The sequence below is a fragment of the Caulobacter sp. UNC279MFTsu5.1 genome, assembly GCF_900114015.1.
Classification (GTDB): Bacteria; Pseudomonadota; Alphaproteobacteria; order Caulobacterales; family Caulobacteraceae; genus Caulobacter.
On the sequence record NZ_FORN01000009.1, the window covers coordinates 25,497 to 48,537 of the forward strand.

The 23,041-nt window shown below is 70.0% G+C and carries 25 protein-coding genes; 15 read left to right on the plus strand and 10 right to left on the minus strand.

Annotated elements, in window-relative coordinates:
• Nucleotides 1–54: 54 nt before the first annotated feature.
• The 4 genes from cobT to BM066_RS07255 all read left to right on the plus strand — a co-directional run bounded on the left by cobT (nucleotide 55) and on the right by BM066_RS07255 (nucleotide 4,085).
• On the plus strand, nucleotides 55–1,983 hold the full coding sequence (cobT, locus tag BM066_RS07240) for a cobaltochelatase subunit CobT (RefSeq protein WP_018062359.1): 1,929 nt from the start codon (nucleotides 55–57) through the stop codon (nucleotides 1,981–1,983).
• The gene (locus BM066_RS07245) at nucleotides 1,980–3,047 is read left to right on the plus strand and encodes an esterase-like activity of phytase family protein (protein ID WP_018062358.1); all 1,068 of its coding nucleotides are present in this window, start codon (nucleotides 1,980–1,982) and stop codon (nucleotides 3,045–3,047) included. Before cobT ends, BM066_RS07245 begins: the two co-directional genes overlap by 4 nt.
• Nucleotides 3,048–3,257: 210 nt before the next feature.
• On the plus strand, nucleotides 3,258–3,551 hold the full coding sequence (locus BM066_RS07250) for a hypothetical protein (RefSeq protein ID WP_018062357.1): 294 nt from the start codon (nucleotides 3,258–3,260) through the stop codon (nucleotides 3,549–3,551).
• Between the two features lie 243 nt (nucleotides 3,552–3,794).
• Entirely contained in the window at nucleotides 3,795–4,085 is a 291-nt protein-coding gene (locus BM066_RS07255; protein ID WP_018062356.1) for a hypothetical protein, read from the plus strand.
• 96 nt (nucleotides 4,086–4,181) lie between these two features.
• Here BM066_RS07255 and BM066_RS07260 read toward each other — a convergent pair whose 3' ends face one another.
• From BM066_RS07260 to rpmB, 4 genes are all read right to left on the minus strand, one after another.
• Complete coding sequence (locus tag BM066_RS07260; protein WP_018062355.1) at nucleotides 4,182–4,604, minus strand: hypothetical protein; 423 nt, start codon at nucleotides 4,602–4,604, stop codon at nucleotides 4,182–4,184.
• A complete protein-coding gene (locus tag BM066_RS07265; protein ID WP_018062354.1) occupies nucleotides 4,601–5,119 on the minus strand; it encodes an SRPBCC family protein in 519 nt (172 codons plus the stop codon). Before BM066_RS07265 ends, BM066_RS07260 begins: the two co-directional genes overlap by 4 nt.
• Nucleotides 5,116–5,466: an ArsR/SmtB family transcription factor gene (locus BM066_RS07270; RefSeq protein ID WP_018062353.1), complete on the minus strand. Its 351-nt coding sequence runs from the start codon at nucleotides 5,464–5,466 to the stop codon at nucleotides 5,116–5,118. The genes BM066_RS07265 and BM066_RS07270 overlap by 4 nt, the downstream gene beginning before the upstream one ends.
• A 130-nt stretch (nucleotides 5,467–5,596) precedes the next feature.
• Nucleotides 5,597–5,896, minus strand: a complete 300-nt coding sequence (gene rpmB / locus BM066_RS07275) for a 50S ribosomal protein L28 (protein WP_018062352.1) — start codon at nucleotides 5,894–5,896, stop codon at nucleotides 5,597–5,599.
• A 213-nt stretch (nucleotides 5,897–6,109) separates the two neighbouring features.
• Here rpmB and BM066_RS07280 point away from each other — a divergent pair, with 213 nt between their 5' ends.
• Both BM066_RS07280 and BM066_RS07285 read left to right on the plus strand, forming a co-directional pair.
• Nucleotides 6,110–6,556, plus strand: a complete 447-nt coding sequence (locus tag BM066_RS07280) for a DUF3617 domain-containing protein (protein WP_026176601.1) — start codon at nucleotides 6,110–6,112, stop codon at nucleotides 6,554–6,556.
• Between the two features lie 111 nt (nucleotides 6,557–6,667).
• A complete protein-coding gene (locus BM066_RS07285; protein WP_049801124.1) occupies nucleotides 6,668–6,925 on the plus strand; it encodes a RebB family R body protein in 258 nt (85 codons plus the stop codon).
• Nucleotides 6,926–7,120: 195 nt separating this feature from the next.
• Here the strand turns inward: BM066_RS07285 and BM066_RS07290 are convergent, their stop codons facing one another.
• Nucleotides 7,121–7,531 (minus strand): nuclear transport factor 2 family protein, encoded by a 411-nt coding sequence (locus tag BM066_RS07290; protein WP_018062349.1) that lies wholly within the window; start codon nucleotides 7,529–7,531, stop codon nucleotides 7,121–7,123.
• Nucleotides 7,532–7,601: 70 nt separating this feature from the next.
• Here BM066_RS07290 and BM066_RS07295 point away from each other — a divergent pair, with 70 nt between their 5' ends.
• Nucleotides 7,602–8,522, plus strand: coding sequence for a LysR family transcriptional regulator (locus BM066_RS07295; protein ID WP_255367509.1), 921 nt, complete (start codon nucleotides 7,602–7,604; stop codon nucleotides 8,520–8,522).
• 4 nt (nucleotides 8,523–8,526) lie between these two features.
• On the opposite strand, the gene BM066_RS07300 is transcribed toward BM066_RS07295, so the two are convergent.
• Complete coding sequence (locus tag BM066_RS07300) at nucleotides 8,527–9,099, minus strand: methylated-DNA--[protein]-cysteine S-methyltransferase (RefSeq protein WP_018062347.1); 573 nt, start codon at nucleotides 9,097–9,099, stop codon at nucleotides 8,527–8,529.
• 157 nt (nucleotides 9,100–9,256) lie between these two features.
• Here BM066_RS07300 and BM066_RS07305 point away from each other — a divergent pair, with 157 nt between their 5' ends.
• A complete protein-coding gene (locus BM066_RS07305) occupies nucleotides 9,257–10,891 on the plus strand; it encodes an amidohydrolase (protein WP_018062346.1) in 1,635 nt (544 codons plus the stop codon).
• Nucleotides 10,892–11,050: 159 nt separating this feature from the next.
• Here BM066_RS07305 and BM066_RS07310 read toward each other — a convergent pair whose 3' ends face one another.
• A complete protein-coding gene (locus BM066_RS07310) occupies nucleotides 11,051–11,479 on the minus strand; it encodes a nuclear transport factor 2 family protein (protein WP_018062345.1) in 429 nt (142 codons plus the stop codon).
• A 373-nt stretch (nucleotides 11,480–11,852) separates the two neighbouring features.
• Between BM066_RS07310 and BM066_RS07315 the strand changes: the two genes are divergently transcribed.
• Both BM066_RS07315 and BM066_RS07320 read left to right on the plus strand, forming a co-directional pair.
• The gene (locus BM066_RS07315) at nucleotides 11,853–14,396 is read left to right on the plus strand and encodes a helicase-related protein (RefSeq protein WP_018062344.1); all 2,544 of its coding nucleotides are present in this window, start codon (nucleotides 11,853–11,855) and stop codon (nucleotides 14,394–14,396) included.
• Nucleotides 14,393–14,677, plus strand: coding sequence for an RNA-binding S4 domain-containing protein (locus BM066_RS07320; protein WP_018062343.1), 285 nt, complete (start codon nucleotides 14,393–14,395; stop codon nucleotides 14,675–14,677). The genes BM066_RS07315 and BM066_RS07320 overlap by 4 nt, the downstream gene beginning before the upstream one ends.
• 113 nt (nucleotides 14,678–14,790) lie before the next feature.
• On the opposite strand, the gene BM066_RS07325 is transcribed toward BM066_RS07320, so the two are convergent.
• Nucleotides 14,791–16,815, minus strand: a complete 2,025-nt coding sequence (locus BM066_RS07325) for a putative bifunctional diguanylate cyclase/phosphodiesterase (protein ID WP_369823235.1) — start codon at nucleotides 16,813–16,815, stop codon at nucleotides 14,791–14,793.
• A gap of 313 nt (nucleotides 16,816–17,128) precedes the next feature.
• Here BM066_RS07325 and fdxA point away from each other — a divergent pair, with 313 nt between their 5' ends.
• The 5 genes from fdxA (at nucleotide 17,129) to BM066_RS07350 (ending at nucleotide 19,680) form a co-directional block, all read left to right on the plus strand.
• Nucleotides 17,129–17,470, plus strand: a complete 342-nt coding sequence (fdxA, locus tag BM066_RS07330; RefSeq protein WP_018062341.1) for a ferredoxin FdxA — start codon at nucleotides 17,129–17,131, stop codon at nucleotides 17,468–17,470.
• Between the two features lie 302 nt (nucleotides 17,471–17,772).
• Nucleotides 17,773–18,279, plus strand: a complete 507-nt coding sequence (locus BM066_RS07335) for a CarD family transcriptional regulator (protein ID WP_018062340.1) — start codon at nucleotides 17,773–17,775, stop codon at nucleotides 18,277–18,279.
• A 342-nt stretch (nucleotides 18,280–18,621) separates the two neighbouring features.
• Nucleotides 18,622–19,095, plus strand: coding sequence for an Hsp20 family protein (locus BM066_RS07340; RefSeq protein WP_049801123.1), 474 nt, complete (start codon nucleotides 18,622–18,624; stop codon nucleotides 19,093–19,095).
• A 14-nt stretch (nucleotides 19,096–19,109) separates the two neighbouring features.
• Nucleotides 19,110–19,373: a hypothetical protein gene (locus BM066_RS07345; RefSeq protein WP_018062338.1), complete on the plus strand. Its 264-nt coding sequence runs from the start codon at nucleotides 19,110–19,112 to the stop codon at nucleotides 19,371–19,373.
• A gap of 58 nt (nucleotides 19,374–19,431) precedes the next feature.
• On the plus strand, nucleotides 19,432–19,680 hold the full coding sequence (locus BM066_RS07350) for a hypothetical protein (RefSeq protein ID WP_018062337.1): 249 nt from the start codon (nucleotides 19,432–19,434) through the stop codon (nucleotides 19,678–19,680).
• A gap of 14 nt (nucleotides 19,681–19,694) precedes the next feature.
• On the opposite strand, the gene BM066_RS07355 is transcribed toward BM066_RS07350, so the two are convergent.
• Both BM066_RS07355 and BM066_RS07360 read right to left on the minus strand, forming a co-directional pair.
• Nucleotides 19,695–20,087: a response regulator gene (locus BM066_RS07355; RefSeq protein ID WP_018062336.1), complete on the minus strand. Its 393-nt coding sequence runs from the start codon at nucleotides 20,085–20,087 to the stop codon at nucleotides 19,695–19,697.
• Nucleotides 20,088–20,156: 69 nt separating this feature from the next.
• Complete coding sequence (locus BM066_RS07360; protein WP_018062335.1) at nucleotides 20,157–22,649, minus strand: ATP-binding response regulator; 2,493 nt, start codon at nucleotides 22,647–22,649, stop codon at nucleotides 20,157–20,159.
• Nucleotides 22,650–23,041 lie beyond the last annotated feature (392 nt).

Below are 23,041 nucleotides of genomic sequence, written 5' to 3' on the forward strand. Positions count from 1 at the left end.
CGGCGTCCCCTTCCCAGCCTTGTGTTCACCGCGTTCGCTCGGTAACCCATCCCCATGGCCTCCAAGCCCGAAAGCCCGACCGAACCGTTCAAGCGCGCCCTGGCCCACGCGGCGCGCTCGCTCGCCGAAACCCCCGACCTGGAGGTGGTGTTCTCCGGCGAGGGCCCCAGCCTGGTCGGCAAGCGGGCGGTGCTGCCCCATCCGCCGCGCGACCTGAACGCCAAGGAGGCCGCCCGCATCCGCGGCCTGGCCGACCAGATGGCCCTGCGCCTGGCCCACCACGACGCGGTGGCCCACGCCCGCGCCCGTCCCGGCTCGCCCGACGGCCAGGCGGCCTTCGAGGCCATCGAGCAGGCGCGACTGGAGGCCATCGGCAGCAACGCCCTGGGCGGGGTGCGCGCCAACCTGACCGCCGCCCTCGAGGCCCGCCTGGAAAAGCAGGGCCTGACCCGCGCCGTCGCCACCGACCGCCAGTCCGCGCCGATGGCCGAGATCCTGTCGCTGATGGTCCGCGAGCGCCTGACCGGCGACGCCCCGCCCGACGGCGCCAAGGCCCTGGTCGACATCCTGCGCGCCGACATCGAGGCCCGGGCCGGCAAGGACCTGGACCGCCTGGCCGCCGCCATAGACGACCAGGCCGCCTTCGCCCGGGTCACCCGCGAGATCCTGCGCGACCTGGACCTGGGCGAGGAGATGTCCGACGCCACCGAACAGTCCGAGGAGGACGAGGGCGACGAGGACCAGAACACCGAGGCCTCGGAGGACGATTCCGGCGAAGGCGAGGGCGAGCAGTCCGACGGCGCCCAGCCCGAGCAGGCCGAGACCTCCGACCGCGAGTCCGAGGCCGGCGACGAGGAGATGGTCCAGTCCGAGCAGGACGGCGAGGTCGAGGACGCCGACGAGGCGCCCGAGATGGGCGACGGCGCCAAGCCGGCCCGCCCGGACCCGGGCCAGGGCGGCGCGGGCGAGCCGGCCTACAAGGTGTTCACCACGGCCTATGACGAGGTGGTGCCGGCCGAGGACCTGTGCGACGCCGACGAGCTGACCCGCCTGCGGGCCTATCTGGACCAGCAGCTCAACGCCTTCTCCAGCGTGGTCTCGCGCCTGGCCAACAAGCTGCAGCGCCGCCTGCTGGCCCAGCAGAACCGAGCCTGGACCTTCGACCTGGAGGAGGGGATGCTGGACGTCGCCCGCCTGACCCGGGTGATCGTCGATCCCACCGCCCCCCTGTCGTTCAAGCAGGAGGAGGACGTCGAGTTCCGCGACACCGTCGTGACCCTGCTGATCGACAATTCGGGCTCAATGCGCGGCCGGCCGATCATGGTGGCCGCCGTCTGCGCCGACATCCTGGCTCGCACCCTGGAGCGCTGCGCGGTCAAGGTCGAGGTGCTGGGCTTCACCACCCGCGCCTGGAAGGGCGGCAGCGCCCGCGATGAGTGGATCAAGGCCGGCAAGCCGCCCGCCCCGGGCCGGCTGAACGACCTGCGCCACATCATCTACAAGAGCGCCGACGCCCCCTGGCGGCGGGCCCGCAAGAACCTTGGCCTGATGATGCGCGAGGGGCTCTTGAAGGAGAACATCGACGGCGAGGCCCTGATGTGGGCCCACCAGCGCCTGATCGGCCGGCCCGAAGCCCGCCGCATTCTGATGGTGATCTCCGACGGCGCGCCGGTGGACGACTCCACCCTCAGCGTCAATTCGGGCCACTATCTGGAGCGCCACTTGCGGCAGGTGATCGCCGAGATCGAGACCCGCAGCCCGGTCGAGCTGATCGCCGTCGGCATCGGCCACGACGTCACGCGCTACTACCGACGGGCGGTGACCATCGTCGACGTCGAGCAGCTGGGCGGCGCCCTGGTCGACCAGCTGGCCGGGCTGTTCGACGAGGAGCCCAAGGCGGTCAAGCGGGCGAGGGGGCTTCTGGCCGCCCCGCCGACCGTGCAGCCTTCCGCCCCGAAGCCGGCCCGCAAGGTTCCCGCGTGATCGGAGGGCTCCGGACGCTGCTGATCGTCGGCCTGGCGACCGGCGCGCTGTCCCAGTGCCACAAGGCCCCGCCGCAGCCGGCCGTCCTGCCGGTCGCCCCGGTCAAGGCCGGGCCGGAGATCGGCCTGACGACCGTCCCCGCGCCGCTCAGCTCGGCCACGCCGCCTCCAACGGCCATCGGCCGGTTCGTCTATGCCGGCGGGATCGCCATCAGCAGCTCCGACACCCAGCGCCTGCACGGCCTGTCGGACCTGAAGTTCGGCCCCGACGGCGGGCTGGTGGCGGTCAGCGACGACGGCGACCTGTTCGAGGCCCGGCTCAAGCTGGACGAGGCCGGCCGCCTGGTCGGCCTGACCGACGGCAAGCTGTCACCGCTGAAGGGCCTGGACGGCCAGCCGCTGCAGGGCAAGGAGAAGGGCGACGCCGAGGGCTTGGCGATCCTGGCCAACGGCGACCGCCTGGTCAGCTTCGAGCGCGACCACCGCATCTGGCTCTATCCGCGCCAGGCCGACGGGAGCTACGGCCTGCCCCGGGCGGTCAACAAGCCCGCCACCGCCTTTCCCGACAACGAGGGCATGGAGGCCCTGACCGCCTATCCGATCGCCGGGCCCGACGCCTATCTGGTGGGCGGCGAGGAGGGCGAGGTGTGGCTGTGCCGGCTGTCGACGCCGTGCGCGAGCCTGGCCCCGCAGTCGCCGCCGGACTTCACCTGGGGCCTGACCGGCTTCGCCGCCTTCGAGGGTCAGTCGGTCGCCAGCCTGTTCCGCGCCTACGACCCGATCCGCGGCTGGCGCGGCCAGGTGCGGTTCGTGATCGACCCTCGCGCCCCGGCCGCCAAGCAGTACCTGGCCGCGACCCTGACCCTGGACGGGGCGATCACCCGCGACAATTTCGAGGGGATCGCGCTGAGCAAGAGTCCGTCCGGCGCGACGCGGATCTACCTCCTGTCGGACGACAACGACGCGCCGCAGGAACGCACCCTGCTGATGGCCTTCGACTGGACCCCGCCGCCTCCGCCGCCGCCCGCGCCGCCGAAGCCGACCAAGCCGGTGCGACGGCGGTAAAAACATTCTTCCCTCCCATAAAGGGGAGGGAAGGCGCCTGGAGAATAGGCAGGAAAACTAGTTTCCTTTGCAACTCAACATTTTACTTCAAAAGGCCGCGCTATAATGTTACCGGTACCTTCGATGGATTGAGCGGGCGAGATCCCAACGGCCATCAGAGGAACGCGTCGGGAGGTGGTTGAACCCCAACCCCCTTTCGGAACTGAAATCATGAAGACTCTGTTTGTTCTGGCCGCTTCGGCCATCGCCCTGACCACCGCTTCGTCGGCCTTCGCCGCCGAGGAGCATCACGTCAAGGTTCGCGGCCGCACCGACGCCGCCATCCACGCCGACATCGTCGCCGCCGCCTCGTCGATCTGCCGCGAGGACACCGGCCTCCACCCCTACGGCGAGTGCGTCCGCGAAGTGACCCGCGACGCCGTCCTGAAGGTGGGCAGCCCCGCCCTGACGGCCTATGACCGCCAGGTGTTCCGCACCCGCGGCCTGCTGAAGGCCAGCTACTAAGACCTGTTCGGGCGCGGCCCCGCGCGGCTTCGGCCGGCGTGGGGCCGGGTTCTGCTTCCGTTTGCCGCAACCGTTCGTTGTCAACGGATTATGTGACCGCGCTGCAATATAACCGTTGATAAGTGACGGCCTGCAAGTTATAGCTCGGCCAAGTCGGCAGAGCGGGCGAGATCCTGGACCAGCCGGCGCGGGGAAGCGCATTTCGGACGGGTTGAAGATCAACGCTGTCCTGGAATCCGTCCCATGATCCGCTCCATCGTCCTGGCCGCCTCGGCCGTCGCCCTGTTCGCCGCCGCGCCCGCCGGCGCCGCCGAAATCCGCATCACGACCGCCGGCAAGGCCCCGGCCGAGCTGCGCGCCGAGATCGTCAAGGCCGCCTCGACCGTCTGCTGGCAGAACGTCCGGGGGGAGAGCTTGGCCTCCTACCTGTACCCCTCGTGCGTCCGCGCCTCGGTCAACGACGCGGTCAGCAAGCTGAACAACCCCGACCTGGTCGCCTATAACGAAGCCAACCCGGCCATCCGCGCCCGCTAAGGCTTCCAAAGTTTAGTACGGGGCGGCGTATCGGCCCCTTTCAGTGGCGTTGAAGAGCCCTCCCCGGCGACGGGGAGGGCTTTTTCGTGGGCCGGATCAGGCTGGGCGAGCCCGCGGGTCCGGCGCGCGCCGCGAAAGGGCCAGCCGGGCGCCCAGCCAGACGCAGGGGACGGCTTCCAGCGGGATCGACAGCGCGTACCAGGCCGGTCCCAGCCGCCCGCCGCCCGCGGCGTAGTAGGTGGCCACGCCGGCTAGGCCCGCCGCCAGGCCGACGCCGGCCAGGATCCAGGCGTGGCGCATGGGCCGATCGGGCGCCAGGCGGACGGCGGCGTAGCCGCCCGCGATGGTGAAGACCGCGCGATAGGCCGCGGCCAGGACGAACCGCGGGTCGGACATGACCTCGGGCGCGGCGGGGAAGACGCCGACGGCGTGCATCGCCATGTCCGTGAGGGTGGCGGGGATCGCCGTGGCCGCGACGCCCGCCGCGACCGCGCCGAAGCTGGCGAGCCGGACCCTCACGACGCCATCCCCTTGCCCTGGGCCGCCAGCAGGGCGTCCAGCTTGCGCATCTGGCTCTCGTGACCGGCGCGGGCCCGTTCGGTCCAGGCGTGGTCGTGCATGGCGTCGAAGGTGATGGTCAGGGCCGTCTTGCCGCCGACCGCCGTCAGTTCGACCACGGTGGCGACATCGTAGGGCTCCACGCCCGGCACGAAGTCGGTCAGCGTCTTGTAGGCCAGCCGGTTCGGCGCGGAGACTTCGGTATAGGTGACCTTGCACGGGGTGGAGAGCGGCATGTTCGACTGCTTCATGAACGCCGCCATCTCGGGCGCAACGGCGGTCATCAGATAGGTCATCTCGCCGCCGGGGCGCAGGTCCAGCCCGGTGACCGTCACCTCGAAGCCTTCCGGACCCCACCAGGATTCGATGCCGGCCTTGGTCGTCCACAAGGCCCAGGCTTCCTCGAGCGAGGCGGCGTAGGTGCGTTGGATCGAGAACTGGGCGCGCGCGGCGCCGGCGACGGTGGTGTCGTTCACTTGGAATCCTCCTTGTCGGCGGTCTTTCCGGCCGCCCGGTTGCGTTCGAGGGCGGCGCCGAACCGGTCCAGCCGGGCCTCCCAGTGACGGCGATAGTCGGCCACCCAGGCTTCGAGCTGGTCGAAGGCCTCCTTGCGCAGCGAATAGAGCCGCTTCTGGCCGTCGGGGCGCATCCGTACGATCCCCGCCTCCATCAGGATGCGAAGGTGGCGCGAGACGCCCGACTGATGGATGTCCATGCGCTCGACGATGTCGCCGACGGCGCATTCGCCGGACTTCATCGCCTCGACGATGCGAAGCCGGGTCGGGTCGCCGAGCGCGAGGAAAAGGTTTATCTGCGTTTCCATGCATATACATTTACATGCATATATTTGGATGTCAACGCCGACCTCGCCCCTCTCGGCGCCGGGGTCAAACGCGAAAAGGCCCGCGAGGCGAACCTCGCGGGCCTTTCGTTCGGCCGAAACCGAGAAGGTGTTAGGCGGCGACCGCGGCGGCCTTGGCCTTGGCCTTGACCTGAGCCTTGATCTTCAGGGCGCGCGGCGACAGCTGCTCGTCCTTGGCGCCCAGCAGGAAGGTGTCCAGGCCGCCCTTGAAGTCCAGGGTGCGCAGGGCCGCGTTGCTGATGCGCAGCTTGAAGGTCTGACCCAGCGAGTCCGACTGCAGCGAAGCGGGCGACAGGGCCGGCAGGAAGCGGCGCTTGGTCTTGATGTTCGAGTGGCTCACATTGTGGCCGACCATCGGACCGATCCCGGTGAGTTCGCAACGGCGCGACATGGTGGATACCTTGGGCTTGGGCGAAGCTAAGGGCTCCGCGACATGAAATTTCGGCCACGCGATGGACGGACCGCCGCGCGAGAGCGGGCGATATAGGCGAAGGGGCCTTGCCGAGTCAAGCCGCGCCTGATGATCCACGGCCCCAACATCGCCTTCAAACGCGGTTCATCTGCCGCTCCCTATATAGAGCCGTCCCACCAGGAGATCGACCGCATGTGTCTGTTCGTCCCCGCCATGATCGCCGGAACCCTGATTCTGGGCGCCGTGGCGGCCGTCGCGGCCCCACCCCAGGTCGCCAGCGCCGCCGGCGCGCGTACGACGATCCTGCCTGGCCAGTGGGAGTACAGCTACCGCATCGGCCCGATCCCGGCCGGCGGCGAGGACCGTTGTCTCAAGCAGGCCGACGTCGAGCAGTTCGCCAAGGGCATCTGCACCCGCAAATACACCTGCGACTACGACACCCGCGTGGTGCAGGACGGCAAGGTGGCGCTGAAGGGAACCTGGACCGACAAGAAGGGCCGCGTCGCCCCGGTGACCGCCAACGGGACCTATACGCCCGAGAGTTTCCGCCTGAACGTCCACATGAAGACCATCAACGGCATCCCCCTGGCCGGAGTGATGGACGCCAAGCGCGTCAGCGCCGAGTGCAAGGCGGGCTAGGGGCGGTCGCGACAGAGGCGCTCGGTCGCCGGGTTGCCAAGGCTCGATCCGGCGCGAAAACTGTCGCGCCGCATCCGGGGACGATCTCCGGACGGCGTGGAGATCCAGCGCATGGCCGACGAGACCGCCGTCAATCCCCAGATCACCGACGCCGTCACCCAATCGAACGTGAAGGTGGTCGGCGAGACGCCCGCCATGGCCGTGGGCTTGGTCCCGCCGACCAGCATCCACTTCCAGAACGCTGTCGCCGACCAGCAGCAGCGGGAGGCCCTGGCCCAGGCCGCGGCCAACCGGCGCGCGGCGCGGAGCCATGGTCCCGACACGGCCGGCGATCTGGGGCCTGGGGCGAGACCGGCGCGCGAGGACTGAGGCGCTCGCCGTACGCGCCCGCCGTCCGCCCTGTTTGTGGTTAATCCAAATTAAGCTACAATAGATGGTAGGGAACAAACGCTGAATCGGGCCAAGTCGCTGATTCGGTCATGATTCGTTTCGCTCGTGTTCGGGCGAAGGTTAGCCGGCGTTAACCGCTCGAGCTTCCCGCCTCCTCCAAGACCTCGGACGACGTCATCGGACGGGCGGCTCCAGGGCCGTCACGACCAGTTGGGTGTCCATATATTCGGTCAGCGAGGCGATCTTGCCGCCCCGCAGCCGGCATACCCAGCAATAGGTGTTGTCGTAGCGCTTGCCGGCCTTGGTGACGACCTTGCCCCGGCACTCGACCACCACCGTGTCGTCCTCGACGATGATCGCGTCGGCGACGTTGACATACTGGTCGGCGAACTGGGCGAACAGCGGGGTCAGCAGGTCACGGCGGATGGCGGTCTTGCCGGTGTAGACGCCCGACCAGGGCGTGGTTCCGATCATCCGCCAGACGGTGGTCTCGTCCAGGCTGTCGAGGAACGGACGGGCGTCGCCGCGCGCCAGGCCGTCGAAGATCCGTTGCATCAGGTGCTTGTTGTCGTCGGTCGCGCTCATGGCGGCTCTCCGTGTGAAAGGGAGCCTCATGATCCGGCGATCGACATCATTCATCCAATCGATGCTTGTGATGATCTATATTCATCAGATGAACCTAGCCCAACTCGACCTGAACCTGCTGGTGGCCCTGGACGCCTTGCTGGCCGAGGCCGCGGTCGGGCGGGCCGCCCGGCGTCTGAACCTGTCGCAGCCGGCGGTCAGCCACGCCCTGCGCCGCCTGCGCGAGGCGACCGGCGATCCGCTGCTGGTGCGGGTGGGGCCGCGCATGGAGCTGACGCCCCACGCCCAGGCCCTGCGCGCGCCCCTGGCCCAGGCCCTGGACCAGGTGCGCGGCCTGTTCCAGCCCCAGGGCTTCGACCCGGCGACCAGCACGCGCGGCTTTCGCCTGATGATGCCCGACCTGTGCGTCGACCTGCTGATGCCGGCGGTGCTGGCCCAGGTCGCCGCCGCCGCGCCGGCCGTGCGGCTGGACGTCGTGCCCTGGCGCGGCCCGGCCGTGCTGACCCCCGACTTCGCCCGCACCATCGACCTGGTGGTCGCCTGGACTGGCGAGGCCTATCCCGGCTTCCATCGCCAGACGCTCTACACCGACCGCGACGCCCTGGCCGTGCGGCGCGGCCATCCGGACATCGGGCGGCTGTCGGACCTGGCGGGCTTCAACGCCGCTCGCCACGTGGCGGTGGTCGGGGCGGGCGAGCGCGACGACGCCATCGAGCCTTTCCTACGCCAGAACGGCATAGAGCGCCGCATCGCCCTGGCCGTGCCCAGCTACCTGCAGGCCCTGCGGATGACCGCCCGCTCGGACCTGGTGGCCTTCGTGCCCGGCCGGCTGATCGCGGCCCTGGCCGGACCCCTGGACCTGGTGCGGGTCGAGCCGCCGATCGATCCGGGCGAGGATCGGCAGTACCTGTTCCATCCGGTGGTGGCGCACAGGGATCCGGGGTCGGTGTGGATCCGGGAGCTGGTGCTGCAGGTGGGACGGGGGCTGTAGAGGCCTACCGCCCGCGCTTGGGCGCCACCGAGAACTCCAGGTCGAACAGCGTCGGCGCGTCGGTGGTCTTTGCCCGCTCGATGGTCAGCATCCGCGCCTTGGTCTGCAAGCCGCCGGGCGAGGAGAAGCCGCCGGGCTTGCCGTCGGCGCCCAGCACCCGGTGGCAGGGCACGATGATCGGCCAGGGATTGTCGCCCATGGCCTTGCCGATGGCGCGGGCCGCGCCCGGCTCGCCGATGGCCTTGGCGATCTGGCCGTAGGTGATGGTCTCGCCCGGCGGCACGGCGCGGGCCACCTCGTAGACCCGGCGGTTGAAGGGCGGCACGACGTCGTAGTCCAGCTCGACGTCGATCAGGTCGTCGCGTCTGCCCGACAGGAGGTCGTTGATCCGGTCGACGACCTGCTGGACGTCGGGCGGCGGCGCGGCCTCGACGGCGTCCGGATGGCGGCGGCGCAGACGATCCCAGGACGCCCCCGGCGTGGGGTCCGGAAGTTGCGCCCCGACCAAGCCCTTGGGGCCCCAGGCCAGGCCGCAAAGTCCGATCGGCGTTTCGAAAAGCGCGAAGCCCTGGGTCATGGGCGGAATTATAGCAGCGGGACGCGGCGTTTGGAGCCGTCTTGCGACTTGGGAGTCCGTTATCCGCCATCGCCTGCCGGGTTGACGGCGCGCGCTGTTTCAACTCGCGTCCCTCTGCCCTACGATTTCCGTTTCTTGCTCTCCGGGGGAAACCGTCATGCGCCGCGCCTTCGTCCTCGCCGCCCTGCTGGCGTGCGCGAGTCCCGTTCCGGCGCTCGCCGGCGACATCCTGATCCACGGCGGGCCGATCCACACCGGCGTCGCCGCCGCCCCGACCGCCCAGGCCGTGCTGATCCGCGACGACCGCATCGCCTTCGTCGGCGATCTGGCCGCCGCCCGGGCCAAGGCGGCCAAGGGCGCCCGCGACATCGACCTGAAGGGCGCGGCGGCCTTCCCGGGCTTCGTCGACGCCCACGCCCACCTGACCGGCATCGGCCTGCGCGAGCTGACCCTCAACCTCGACAAGACCGACTCGGTCGAGAGCCTGGTCGCCGCCGTGAAGGCCTACGCCGCCGCCCACCCGGACGGCCCGATCTTCGGGCGCGGCTGGATCGAGACCCACTGGCCCGAGAAGCGCTTCCCCAACCGCGCCGACCTCGACCGCGCCGCGCCCGGCCGGGTGGTGGTGCTGGAGCGGGCCGACGGCCATGCGGTGGTCGCCTCCAGCGCCGCCCTGGCGGCGGCGAAGGTGACGAAGGACACCGCCGCCCCGGCCGGCGGCCAGATCCTGAAGGGCCCGGACGGCGCGCCCGACGGCATGCTGGTCGACCACGCCCAGGGTCTGGTCGCGGGCGTGATCCCGCCGCCGTCCGAGGCCCTCAAGCGCCAGGCCCTGGAAAAGGCCGGCGCCCTCTACGCCTCGCGCGGCTGGACGGGCCTGGGCAATATGAGCGTCGAGGCGCCCGACCTGGCGATCCTTCGGAGCCTGGCCGCTGACAAGCGGTTCAGCCTGCGCGTCGACAACTACATGGACCCCAGCGGCGCCGCCGAGGTGCTGGCCAAGGGGCCGTCGACCGACACGACCGGCCTGATCCGGGTGCGCGGGATCAAGCTCTACATGGACGGCGCCCTGGGCTCGCGCGGCGCGGCCCTGCTCGAGCCCTACAGCGACGCCGAGGGCCTGGGCCTGCAGCTGACGCCGCGCGACAAGGGGCTGGCGCTGATGAAGCAGGCCAAGGCCGTCGGCGCCCAGGTGGCGATGCACGCGATCGGCGACCGCGGCGCCCGCATGACGCTGGACTGGTTCGAGGAGAGTCTGGCGGGGGATACGAAAGCCCGCTGGCGGATCGAGCATTCGCAGATCGTCGCCGACACCGACCTGCCGCGCTTCGCCAAGCTGGGGGTGATCGCCTCGATGCAGCCCAGCCACGCGATCGGCGACCTCTATTTCGCCCCCGCCCGCCTGGGCCAGGCGCGGCTGCACGAGGGCTATCGCTGGAAGGACTTCCTCGACAGCGGGGCGGTGGTCGCCGCCGGCTCGGACGCCCCGGTCGAGGTGGGCGACCCGCGCATCGAGTTCTACGCCGCCGTCTACCGCCACAGCCTGGACGGCTTCGCCAACGCCGACTGGCATCTGGAGGAAGCCGTCAGCCGCGACCAGGCCCTGCGCATGCTGACCTGGGCCCCGGCCTACGCCGCCTTCGCCGAACAGGAGCGCGGCACGCTGGAGGCCGGCAAGAAGGCCGACGTGACGGTGTTCTCCAAGGACCTGATGACGGTGGCGCCGCCGGAGATCCTCAAGGCCGACGCGGTGCTGACCCTCGTCGACGGCAAGGTGGTGTTCGAGAAGTAGGGGCTCTGTTCAATTAGCTCTCAAAGGGTTGTCATCCCGGAAAGCGCGCAGCGCTTGTCCGGGATCCAGGTGAACCACACCGCATTTAGCCCAGTCCCCTGGGTCCCGGACAGCCTCCGCGAGGCTTCCGGGATGACAACGATTTTGAGTTCGAGGGAGCTACCGCACGATCGTCGCCTGCCGCGCGGTCAGCAGCCAGGTCGCGCCCTCGGGGCGCCAGAGCTCGGTGAAGCGGCGGCGCACCGTCTGGCCGGCCAGGGGGTTCTTGCCCTTGGGCACGACGGTCTCCTCGCCCATCAGCAGCACCATGTCGCCGCGCAGGGACGCGTGCTCGATCAGGCGCTCGTACTGGCTGTAGCTGATCTTGCCGTCGGCGTTCAGCTGGGCGACCACGGCGCGCGAGGCGACGATGTTGACCGGATTGTTGACCACCAGCTCGGGCGCCAGGGCGGCGGCGAACACCGTATATTCGTCGGCGATGAGGGCGGCGTCCACCTTCTCGATCGCCCGCATCACGGCGGCGATCTTCTCGTCGAGCACCGCCGCCTGGACCTCGGGGTTGGCGGCCTTCCATCGGGAATTCTGCACGGCTCAAGCCTCCATTCGGTAGCGTGAAGGACAGCTATGGGAAGCATAGGCCTCGTGGGGGCGGCGGCAAGCCGCCGTCGGCCTGGAGCGTCAATTCACCACGCGACCAGGACTGGGCCGGCTAAGCCAGATCGTCGTCCCGGGTTTCAATGGCGCGACCTTTCGCCAGGCGTTCGATGACCCAGAGAACCGCGAAGCGCTCCGCGCTTTTCTGACTTCGGTCGCCGATTGGATCGACAAAGGGCTCACGCGCCAGGCGGTTCTGACCGTCTATGGTATCTAGCCCGACCTCAACGGGTCCGTGAGCGCGACCCTTGGCCTCAGCCTCACGCACCCGCTTGCCCCGCCGCGATTCCCATCCCACCTTTGAGTCATGAGCGACCGTTCGACAGGCCTGGCCCCTTCCAAGCTGACGGCGGTGCTCGGTCCCACCAACACCGGCAAGACCCACCTGGCGGTCGAGCGGATGCTGGGCCACGCCTCGGGGATGATCGGCCTGCCGCTGCGGCTGCTGGCCCGCGAGATCTACGACCGGATCGTCAAGCTGCGCGGCAAAGCAGCCGTTGCATTGATCACCGGCGAGGAGAAGATCGTCCCGCCGCGCGCCGCCTATTTCGTCTGCACGGTCGAGGCCATGCCCCTGGGCCGCGAGGTCGAGTTCGTGGCGGTCGACGAGATCCAGCTGTGCGCCGATCCCGAGCGCGGCCACATCTTCACCCACCGGTTGCTGCACGCCCGCGGCAAGTACGAGACCATGCTGCTGGGCGCGGGGACCATGGCCCCGCTGGTCCGTCGCCTGCTGCCGGACGCCGAGATCGTCAGCCGCGAGCGGTTCTCGACCCTGACCTATTCCGGCTCCAGGAAGCTGACCCGCCTGCCGCGCCGCTCGGCGGTGGTCGCCTTCTCGACCGACGCCGTCTACGCCATCGCCGAGCTGATCCGGCGGCAAAGGGGCGGGGCGGCGGTGGTCATGGGCTCGCTCAGCCCCCGCACCCGCAACGCCCAGGTCGCCCTCTACCAAAGCGGCGAGGTCGACTTCCTGGTGGCCACCGACGCCATCGGCATGGGGCTGAACATGGACGTCGACCACGTGGCCTTCGCGGGCCTGCGCAAGTTCGACGGCAAGCGCACCCGCTGGCTGCACCCGCAGGAGGTGGGCCAGATCGCCGGCCGCGCCGGGCGCTACACCCGCGACGGCACGTTCGGGGTCACCGGCGACTGCGAGGAGATGGACGAGGACTTGGTCGAGGCCGTCGTCAACCACCAGTTCGAGCCGGTGATGGGCGCGGAGTGGCGCAACGCCCGGCTGGACTTCGGCAGCTTGCAGGGCCTGCTGCGCTCGCTGGCCGAGCCGCCCCAGCGCGGCGGGCTGAAGCTGGCCGAGGAGGCGCTGGACGAGCGCACCTTGCGCAAGCTGGCCCAGCAGGAGGACGTGGTCGCCCGCTGCAAGGCCGACCGCTCGGCCCTGATCCGGCTGTGGGACGTCTGCCAGACGCCCGACTTCCGCAAGACCACCGACGACGACCACCAGCGCATGGTCCGCACACTGTTCGACGACCTGACCACGGGGCGCAGGCGCCTGCCCGAGGACTGGATCGCCGGCCAGTTCAAGGCGCTGGACCGCACCGACGGCGAGATCGACAGCCTGGCCGCCCGCCTGTCGGGGGTGCGCACCCTCAGCTACATCGCCAACCGCGGCGACTGGCTGCACAACCCGGTCCAGTGGCAGGGCATGACGCGGCAGCTGGAGGACCGGCTGTCCGACACCCTGCACCAGAAGCTGATGGCCCGGTTCATCGACCGGCGCACCAGCGTGCTGATGCGTCAGCTGGGCGACCGCGAGGTCATGTTGGCCGGCGTCGGCGCCGACGGGGCGGTGACGGTCGAGGGCCACGTCGTCGGCCGGCTGACCGGCGTCACCTTCGTCCAGGAAAAGGGCGGCAGCGCGCTGGAGGAAAAGGCGCTGCGCAACACCGCCCAGCGGGCCGTCACGCCCGAGATCGCCCGGCGCCTGGGCAAGCTGGCGGCCGAGCCGGACAGCGCCTTCACCCTGACGCCCGACAGCGCGGTGCTGTGGAACGGCGAGGCGGCCGGGGCGGTGAGGGCGGGCGGCGACCTGCTGCATCCCCGCGCCCGGCTGCTGGGCGAGCTGGGCGAGGCCTCGGCCCGGGAGCGGGCCGAACGGCGGCTGGACGCCTTCCTGGCCGGCGAGGTCGACCGCAAGCTTTCCGGCCTGCGCAAGCTGGAGCGGGCGCTGTCCGGCGGCGAGCTGAAGGGCCTGCCGCGCGGCCTGGCCCACCGCCTGCTGGAGGCGGGCGGCGTGCTGGACAAGCGCGCGGTCGACGCCGACCTGAAGGCCATGAGCCAGGCCGAGCGGCGCAACCTCAAGGCTCTGGGCGTGCGGATCGGGGCGTTCAGCCTGTTCCTGCCGTCGGTGCTGCGCGACGAGGCCCTGGCCGCCGCCCGGGCCCTGACGCCCGGCGGCTGGCGGGGACAGTCCGAGCGCCTGGCCGCCGCGCCCAGCCCGGCGCCGGACGCCCGGGCCCTGTCCGCCAACGGCCTGCGGCTGGTCGGCAAGCACCTGGCCCCGGTCGAGATGCTGGAGCGGCTGGACGCCCTGCTGCGCGAGGGGCAGCGGCCGGGCGGGGTGGTGCTGACCGACGCCGCCCGCGACGCCCTTGGCTGGACCCCGGCCGAGGCCGCCGCCGTGCTGCGAGCCCTGGACTACACCCCGGCCCTCCGGCCCAAGGAGGGCGACCCGATCCTGTGGAAGCGGCGCGGGGCCCAGCGGCCCGAGCCCAAGGTCACGGCCCGTCCGGATTCGCCGTTCGCGGCCCTGGCCCGGCTGACCGAGCCGCCGCCGAGGCGCGGCCGGCCGCGCCGCCGCAAGCCGGCCGCCGCGAAGGCCAGCGCATGACCGACGACGCCGGCCATTGCCGCGCCGATGTCTGGCTGTGGCGCGCGCGGTTCTTCAAGACCCGCTCCCTGGCCGGCCGCTTCGTCGAGGAAGGCCGCATCCGCCTGACCCGGACCGGCGTCGAGAGCCGGGTCGACAAGCCCTCGCGCGGCCTGCGCATCGGCGACGCCCTGGTCTTCGCCATCGGCGGCCGCATCGTCTCGGTGCGCGTGCTGGGCTTCGGCGAACGGCGGGGTCCGGCGACCGAGGCGCGGGAGCTGTACGAGGCGGTGGAGGGGTAGATCCTCCCCCTGTGGGGGAGGTGGCCCGGAGGGCCGGAGGGGGAACGGCGCTGGCCGAAAACCCCCCCAGTCGCTCCGCGACAGCTCCCCCAGAGGGGGAGCATCTGCAAACCTCAAGCCCCAAACCCCTCCAGATACCCCGGCACCATCCCCGCCGGCATCGGCCGGCTGAAATGGTAGCCCTGGATCTGGTCGCAGCCGTAGTCGGCCAGGGCGTCCAGCTGGGCCTGGTCCTCGACGCCCTCGGCGACCACCTTCATGCCCATGGACGAGCCCAGGGTGATCACCGCCTTGACGATGGCGGCGTCCTCGGTGTTCTGGACGAAGGACTTGTCGATCTTCAGCCGGTCGATCGGGAACTGGCGCAGGTTGGCCAGGCTGGCGTAGCCGGTGCCGAAATCGTCCAGGGCGATCATCACCCCGGCCTTGTGCAACTGGCGGACGGTGTCGCTGACCATCTCCGAGCCCCAGCCCATATAGACGTTCTCGGTGACCTCGATGGTCAGGCGCTCGCACGGCACGTTCCACCGCCTGAGCCGATCCTGGACCTCTTCCGCCAGACGCCCGCTGCGGAACTGGGCGGCCGAGATGTTGACGGCCACGCGGCCGAACTCCACGCCGTCGTCCAGCCATTGGCGCATCTGCTTCAGCGCGGTCTCGAACGCCAGGTCGCCCAGCTTCAGCGACAGGTCCTGATCCTCGAAGGCGGCCATGAAGCGGTCGGGGGTCAGAACGCCCTGCTCGGGATGGTCCCAGCGCATCAGGGCCTCGAAGCCGCTGACGCTGCTGGTGGCGATGTCGACCACCGGCTGGTAGTAGAGCACGAACTCCTTGGCGGCGATCGCGGCGCGGACGTCGCGCAGCAGCTCGATCCGCTGCTCCAGGGCCGAGCGCATCGAGGGGTCGAAGACGACGCTGCGGTTGCGGCCCTCGTCCTTGGCCCGGTAGAGCGCGATGTCGGCGTTCTTGATCATGTGGCTGGGATCGGCGTCGGGGTCGCCGTGCAGGGCCGCCCCGATGCTGGCGCTGACCGAGAAGCTGCGGCCGCCGTGCTCGATGGGCCGGCGCAACAGGTCCTGCAGGGCGTTGACCGGCCGCATCATGTCGGCCTCGGAATGCAGGCCGCGCAGGATCACCGCGAACTCGTCGCCGCCCAGCCGGGCCACCGTGTCGCCCGCGCGGAAGGCCGCGTGCAACATCTCGGCCAGGCGTTTCAGCAGGGCGTCGCCGGCGTCGTGGCCCAGGGTGTCGTTGATGTCCTTGAAGTGGTCGACGTCGATCATGATCAGGCCGAACAGCTCGCCCATGATCTCCGAGGCGTCGACGGCCTCCTGGAACTTGCGATTGAAATAGGCGCGGTTGGGCAGGCCGGTCAGGCTGTCCTTGAAGGCCAGGTTCTCGACGGCCTCGGTCTGGCGGCGGCGGTCGGTGATGTCCTTGAACAGGTTCACCAGCCGTTCGGGCTTGCCGTCGGCGCCCAGGAACTTCTTCCCGACCGAGCGCACCCAGGTTTCGACCCCGTCGTCGCGGTTGAGGCGGAATTCGAAGACCTGGGCCTCGCCGTCCTTGCGGTTGCGGACCAGCTCGGCCATCCGCTCGCGGTCGTCCGGATGGACGATCTCCAGCGGGTCGTCCTTGAACAGGCACCACTTCTCCAGCTCCGGCGAGGTGCCCGAGCAGTAGATCTCGCCGGTCCGCAGGTCGTATTCGCGGACCATCAGCTCGTCGAGCTCCAGGGCCATCCTCAGCCGCTGCTGGTCGCGCTCGGCCTTCAGGGCGGTCTCGGCGTAGCCGCTGACGTCGCGGGCGGTGACGATCACCGCCAGGGTGCGGCCCGTCTCGGCGAGGGTGGCGGCGAATTCGGTGCGCCAGATGCGCGGCTCGGCGGAAGTCCCGTCTTTTTGGGGGAGCGCGATGGAGCGGTAGCGCGAGAACGGCTCGCCGAACGCCATGCAGCGTTCCAGGCTGTCGACGTCCTCGGGGCTGACCAGGGCGCGGCGGAAGTCGTCGCCCAGCTCCAGGCCGGGCGCGAGGCCATGGCTGGCCCAGTCGGCGCTGACCGCGGTCAGGCGAAAGCCGCTGTCGACCAGGGCCGCCGCGAACGGGGCATGGCGGACGAACGTCTCGAAGGCGTCCATCTGGGCGCCCGGAGTCTTGGGCTCCGGGGGCGTGATCGAGACCTGGGTGCGCACGGCGGTTCTCGTCATGGGTCGGGTTGTCGACTTCTTGTTTGTTTTCCTGGGCTTGGTTGTGACCGAGCTTCGATAAGAAAGGGTAACGTAACGGCGGTATCCGAGGATCCGCGCCTATTTAGGGTGGCGCCGGACGCTCCAGGCGGGGCCGGTGTGAGAAATCCTGGGCCTCCGCGCAGCCAAGCCGCATTGACAAGCGGCCCTGTGGCTTCGAAAACGCGCCCTCTCTCGCCTCGTCCCGGAACCCGCCGAGCCTTCGATGACCTACATCGTTACCGACGCCTGCATCAAATGTAAGTTCATGGACTGCGTCGAGGTGTGCCCGGTCGACTGCTTCTACGAGGGCGAGAACTTCCTGGCCATCAATCCGGACGAATGCATCGACTGCGGCGTCTGCGAACCCGAGTGCCCGATCGACGCCATCAAGCCCGACACCGAGGACGAGCCGGACGGCAAGTGGCTGCGGATCAATTCCGAATACGCCAAGATCTGGCCGAACATCACGGTCAAGGGCACGCCCCCCGCCGACCGCGAAGCGTTCGAACGGGAAACCGGTAAATTCGAGAAATATTTCAGCGAAAAGCCTGGCAAAGGTTCCTGATCCGCGCGGGTCGGGCGGCTAAACAGGTCGCAAGCCTTTCATCAAGCTGAATTTTATGATATTGTCGTTCCCGACGTAACGGTCGCGATCCCTCGCGCCTGCCCGTCATGTGGACGATGTCAGCCGGGAAACCGGCGCGCCCGATCGAAGGCGAAGGGTGACTTAAGCACTATTCCAAATCCTGACCAGCGCTGGCCCCGCAACATTTCGCGGACGGGTCCTTGTCGCCGTTTGGGATGCCCTTTGGACAGTTTCGAGACGCGGTGTTTTGGGCTTGGCCCGAACTTATTGAGGACGAACGAATGAGCAAGAGCGGTCTGGAATTCTCGGTCGGGGATCACGTCGTTTATCCCGCGCACGGCGTGGGCAACATCCAGGGCGTCGAAACCCAGGAAGTGGCCGGGATGTCGCTCGAGGTCTACATCATCACCTTCGACCACGAGAAGATGACCCTGCGGGTGCCGACCAAGAAGGCCAAGACCGCGGGCCTGCGGCCGCTGGCCGAAGGCAATGTCGTCAACCAGGCCCTGACCACCCTGAAGGGCCGCGCCCGCGTGAAGCGCACCATGTGGTCGCGCCGCGCCCAGGAATACGAAGCCAAGATCAATTCGGGCGACCTGATCTCGATCGCCGAGGTGGTCCGCGACCTGCACCGCGCCGAGAACCAGCCGGAACAGTCCTATTCGGAGCGCCAGCTCTATGAATCGGCGCTGGACCGCATGGCCCGCGAAGTCGCCGCCATCGAGCGCATCGACCGCGAGGCGGCCATCGGCATCCTGACCAAGTCGCTGGTCAAGAACGCCGCCTGAGGGCAATAGTCAAAGTTGAACAGAGCGCCCCCGGACCTTGGTCCGGGGGCGTTTTGCGTTTTAGGTCCCGGGATGCGAGCGGCTGGGGCGGCTTGTCGGGCAAGGTGTTGAGTTGGCGTCGTGATTTACTTGCGCCATTCACCACCCCCGCTGCGGAGTGTTCGGGAACGCTTCAGGGTCAGGGTTCCGAGATCCTTGGCCTGGAAAATGTGTCGGACGATGCTTGACCCATGCTTGGGCGGTACTAAATTTCCGTCGTGCCGAATGCCTGACGGGTTCGGCTCTGGGGCGCCAGGCGCTTCGGGCGCCCCTCATGTCCAACTTGCTTGCGAGGAGATGGAAATGAGCACCGCTTTTGACTTTTCCCCTCTTTATCGTTCGATGATCGGCGTCGACCGCATGGCCGACTTGGCCGAGGCGGCGTCGCGCAGCAACGCCGACGCCGGCTATCCGCCTTTCGATGTCGAGAAGACGGGCCAGGACAGCTATCGCGTGACGATCGCCGCCGCGGGCTTTTCGTCGGCGGAGCTCGAAGTGACCGCCCAGCCGAACCTGCTGGTGGTTTCCGGCAAGAAGGCCAGGACCGAGAAGGGCGAGCGTAACTTTCTGCATCGGGGCGTGGCCATGCGCGATTTCGAGCGGCGTTTCGAACTGGCCGATCACGTGGTCGTACGGTCCGCGAGCCACGCCGACGGCCTGCTCACGGTCGAACTCGAGCGTGAAGTCCCCGAGGCGCTCAAACCCCGGCGCATCGAAATCGGCCAAGCCCCGCAACAAAGGCTGACCGGGCCCGACAAGGCCCGCAAGGCGGCCTGAGTTGGGAGGCGTCCATGCTCGTCAGTCCTGAGGCGGCCGGGCGCGCGCCGGCTTGGCCCTGCCGACCGGCCGTCGGTTTTCTGCACCCGCTGGAGGTGGTCAAGGACGCGGATCTCGATCTGCGCGCCAAGCGCGAAATCCTCGCGGCCTGGGCTTCGGACGCCAGCGCCGTCGAGGATCGGCCCAGCCACCGGTGGCTCCTGGGAACGAGCGCCCCGGTGCCGGTGAGCGAGGTCCTGGCCGCGCTCCGGCGTCTCGACGCCGCGAGCGCTTCCTAGAAACCTGGCGGCCGGCCGATTGCAGGCCGGCCGCCCTTTCGGATTTTGGAGAGAGGTCGTGCCGACCGTGATTTCCGTCGCCCCGGAAGGCGAGGGCTGGGCCGTGCGTTGCCCGGAGTTCGAAAACGCCATGATCTTCAAAAGCGGAGCGCGCGCCGAAGCGGCCGCGCGCCGGCTCGCCCAGCGCTTTGGTCGGGCGGGCAGACCCTGTGTGCTGGAGTTGCGGCTGCGTAACGGCGACGTGGCGGGCCGCTTCCTCTGTCCAGCCGAGCAGAGCCTGGATCCTGCCCGGTCCCGGGCCGCCTAGAGGTCTAGAGCGCCCTAGTTCAGCACCAGCCCGCCGTCGCCCCGCCGGGCGATCAGGTCGCCGATGGTGGTGAACAGGGTGGCCAGGTCCACGGGCTTGCGGATGACGTCGTCGGCGCCGGCGGCCTGGCAGTCGGCGTCGAGGGCCGAGCCGCTGTCGGCGGTGACCACGATGACCGGCAGCCGGGCCTTGGCGTCGGCGCGGGCGCGGATCTCACGGATGGCGGTCAAGCCGTCCATGCCGGGCATGCGCAGGTCCATCAGCACCAGGTCGTAGGCGTTGGCGTCGATCATCGCCAGGCCGGACGGGCCGTCCTCGGCCTCGTCCATCTCGACGCCGCCGGCCCGCAGCATCTCGGCGACGACGCGGCGATTCATCTGATTGTCCTCGACGAACAGGATCCGCATCGCGAACGACCCCCGGCTTTCCCAAAGTGACGGCTTCGAAGCGAACTCAAACTGGAGTTTAGAACGGGTTCAGGCCGTGGCAACCGCCCTGGCGGCGACTAGGTCGTCCGGCGGCGGCCTTTCGAACAGGCCCGCCAAGGCCTCGGCGAGCTTGGCGGCGGTGATCGGCTTGCGGACGACCAGGGCGGCGCCGGCGGCGCGCAGGTCGGCTTCCTGGGCCGTCTCCAGGGCGAGGTCCGGCGCGCCGTCGTCCCGCCCCAGCAGCACCGCGATCGGGGTCGGGGCCAGGGCGTCGCGCAGCGCGTCCAGGCCCGCCCGGCGCGCGCCGGGATCGCCGCCCAGGGACCCCGCCTCGACCAAGGCCAGGTGGAAGCGCTGGCCACGGGCCGCCTCCAGGGCGTCGGGGCCGGTCCCGACAGTGGTCAGCTGGCGCACCTGGGGCCGCAGCACCGCGGCGACCACCGAGCGCGTCAGGGGATTGGCGTCGCAGAACAGCAGGCCGCAATCCTTCAGCGCCGGCGAGTTCGGGGCCGGCGCGGCGAGGTCCGCCCGCTCCAGCGGCAGGGAGACGGTGACCGTCGTGCCCTGGCCCACGAGGCTGTCCAGACGGATCTCGCCGCCCATGGCGTCGGCCAGGCGGCGGCAGATCGCCAAGCCCAGACCGGCTCCGCCGTGGGCGCGGGCGCGGCTGGAATCGGCCTGGCCGAACGGCTCGAACACCTCGACCCGCTTGTCGGGCGGGACGCCGGTCCCGGTGTCGGCGACCTGCAGGACCAGCCGTTCGCCGCCCGGTCCCGGGGCGGTCGACAGCGTCAAGCGCACGGTCCCCCGGGCCGTGAACTTCACGGCGTTGGACAGCAGGGCGAACAGGATCTGGCGCAGGCGGCCCCCGTCCTCGACGATCCGGCCGGGAGCCTGGGAGAGGTCGCAGGTCAGGGCCAAGCCCTTGGCGGCGGCCTTGTCGGACCACAGCCGGACGGCCGCGCGGCCCAGTTCGGGCAGGTCGAGGGCGGTCCGGACCAGGGTCACGCCGTCGGTCTCGAGGCGCGCCATGTCCAGGATGTCGTCGACCAGGGCCCGCATGGTCTCGGCGCCGGCGCTCACCACCCCCAGCTGGTCGCGCAGCTTGAGGTCCAGGTCGGGCCGGGCCAGCACCACCTCGGTCATGCCCAGGATGCCGTTCAGCGGGGTGCGCATCTCGTGGCTGGTGTTGGCCAGGAACGCGGTGCGAGCCTGCGCGGCCTTCTCCAGCAACTGGTTGGTCTCGCGCAGGCGCTGGGCGGCGGCCCGGGCCTGGTTGCGACCGCGGCGCACCCCGACGATCGCGGCCAGCAGCACGGCGACCATCAACCCCGCGCCCGCCAGCAGCACCGTGACGACCAGGTTGCGGGCGTGGGCCAGCTGGACGTCGCGCTGCAGCTGGCCCGCCTTCAGCTGGGCGATGCGCGAGGCCTGGTTGGCGTGGTCGAAGCGAGCGCCCATCAGGGCGGCGTTGGTCGAGGCGGCCAGGGCCTGGCCCTGGTCGTCCAGCCGCTTGAACGCCTCCAGGTGGGCCAGGGCCAGGTCCGGCCGGTCCAACTGCTTGTAGGCCTTGTAGGCGGCCGCGTGCAGGTCGACATAGTCGGGGCCGGTGGTCTCGAGGTCCACGCCCTCGAACAGCGGGGCCAGCACCTGGGCGGCGGCCTCGGGGCGGCCGCGCGCCAGCTCCACCTGGACCATGGCCTTCATCACCGACCGCCGGGCGCCCTGGGCGTCGGGCAGCGGGCGCAGCAGGGCCAGGGCCGAGTCGATCAGGGCGCTGGCGGCGCCGGGACGCCCCTCATGGGCCTCGGCGATGGCCTGGTTGGCCATGATCCGGGCTTCGAGCTGAGGCTTGCCCATCCGGCGGGCGATCCCGCGAGCCTGCTCGAACTCGGCCACCGCCCGGCCGTACCGCCCGTCGGCCATCAAGGCGTTGCCGATGTTGTTGGCCGCGCTCAGCCGCAGCAGCGGGTCGGCGGGATAGGCCTCGGCCGACTGGGCGTAGTAGTGCAGCACCTTCTGGTAGTCGTGGGCGTTCTGGTAGATCGAGCCGATGTTCTGCAGGGCCACGGCCTGGCCGCGCGGATGGCCGGCCTTGCCGAAGATGCGATAGGCGGCCTGGAAGTCGCGCAGGGCCGGCTGGACCTGGCCGCGGGCGGATTCCAGCGCGGCCTGGGTCATGACCAGGTCGCCGTGCAGCCGGGTGTCGGGGACCTTTCGCGCGGCGGTCGCCAGGCCGGCGGCGATCACGGGCGCGGCCTCGTCGGGCCGGTCCAGCCGCAGCAGCGCTTCGCCCTGCAGCCATTGGGCGGCGGCGATCTCCTGGTCGCGATGCGGGCCGGCGTCGGCCCGGGCCATCGCCAGGGCCTGGGCCGACAGGGTCAGGGCGCCGCCCGGATCGCCCATCATGGCGTCCTTGGCGGCGGCCAGGCGGGCGTCGATGGGGCTGGCGGGCGCGGGCGCGGGCGCGGCGACCGCGGGCGCGGCGACCAGCAGCGCGGCGAGCGCCGCCGCCGATCCTATGCGTCTCCTGACGACCATATCTCCGCCCGATCTGTCGCTGGCTTTTCACGCGTGTGCGGCGAACCCCGTAAACCGGAACGATAGCAGGCTTGGAACGCCAGCGAGCGGCGACCCGACGTCGCATGGTGAAGCTAGGGCGTTTTCGAGCGAAGCGGCCGCCGCTTCCCGCGAAGAAAGTGCGTAAAAACAAAGATTTAGAACATCCGTCCTGGCGATCAGGTCGGGAACCCTCCAGCCGTCCGCCAGAGCCGCCGGGGCGCGATTTTCGTTTTCTTACAATTCGCGCCGGGCGCGCGCCGATAGCCTGATCCCAGTCGATCAAGCCAGGGAGCCAGGGCCATGAACCGGCGCGATTTCGCAAAGAACATCCTCGCGGCGAGCCTCCTGAGCGGCCTTGTCGCCCAACCCGC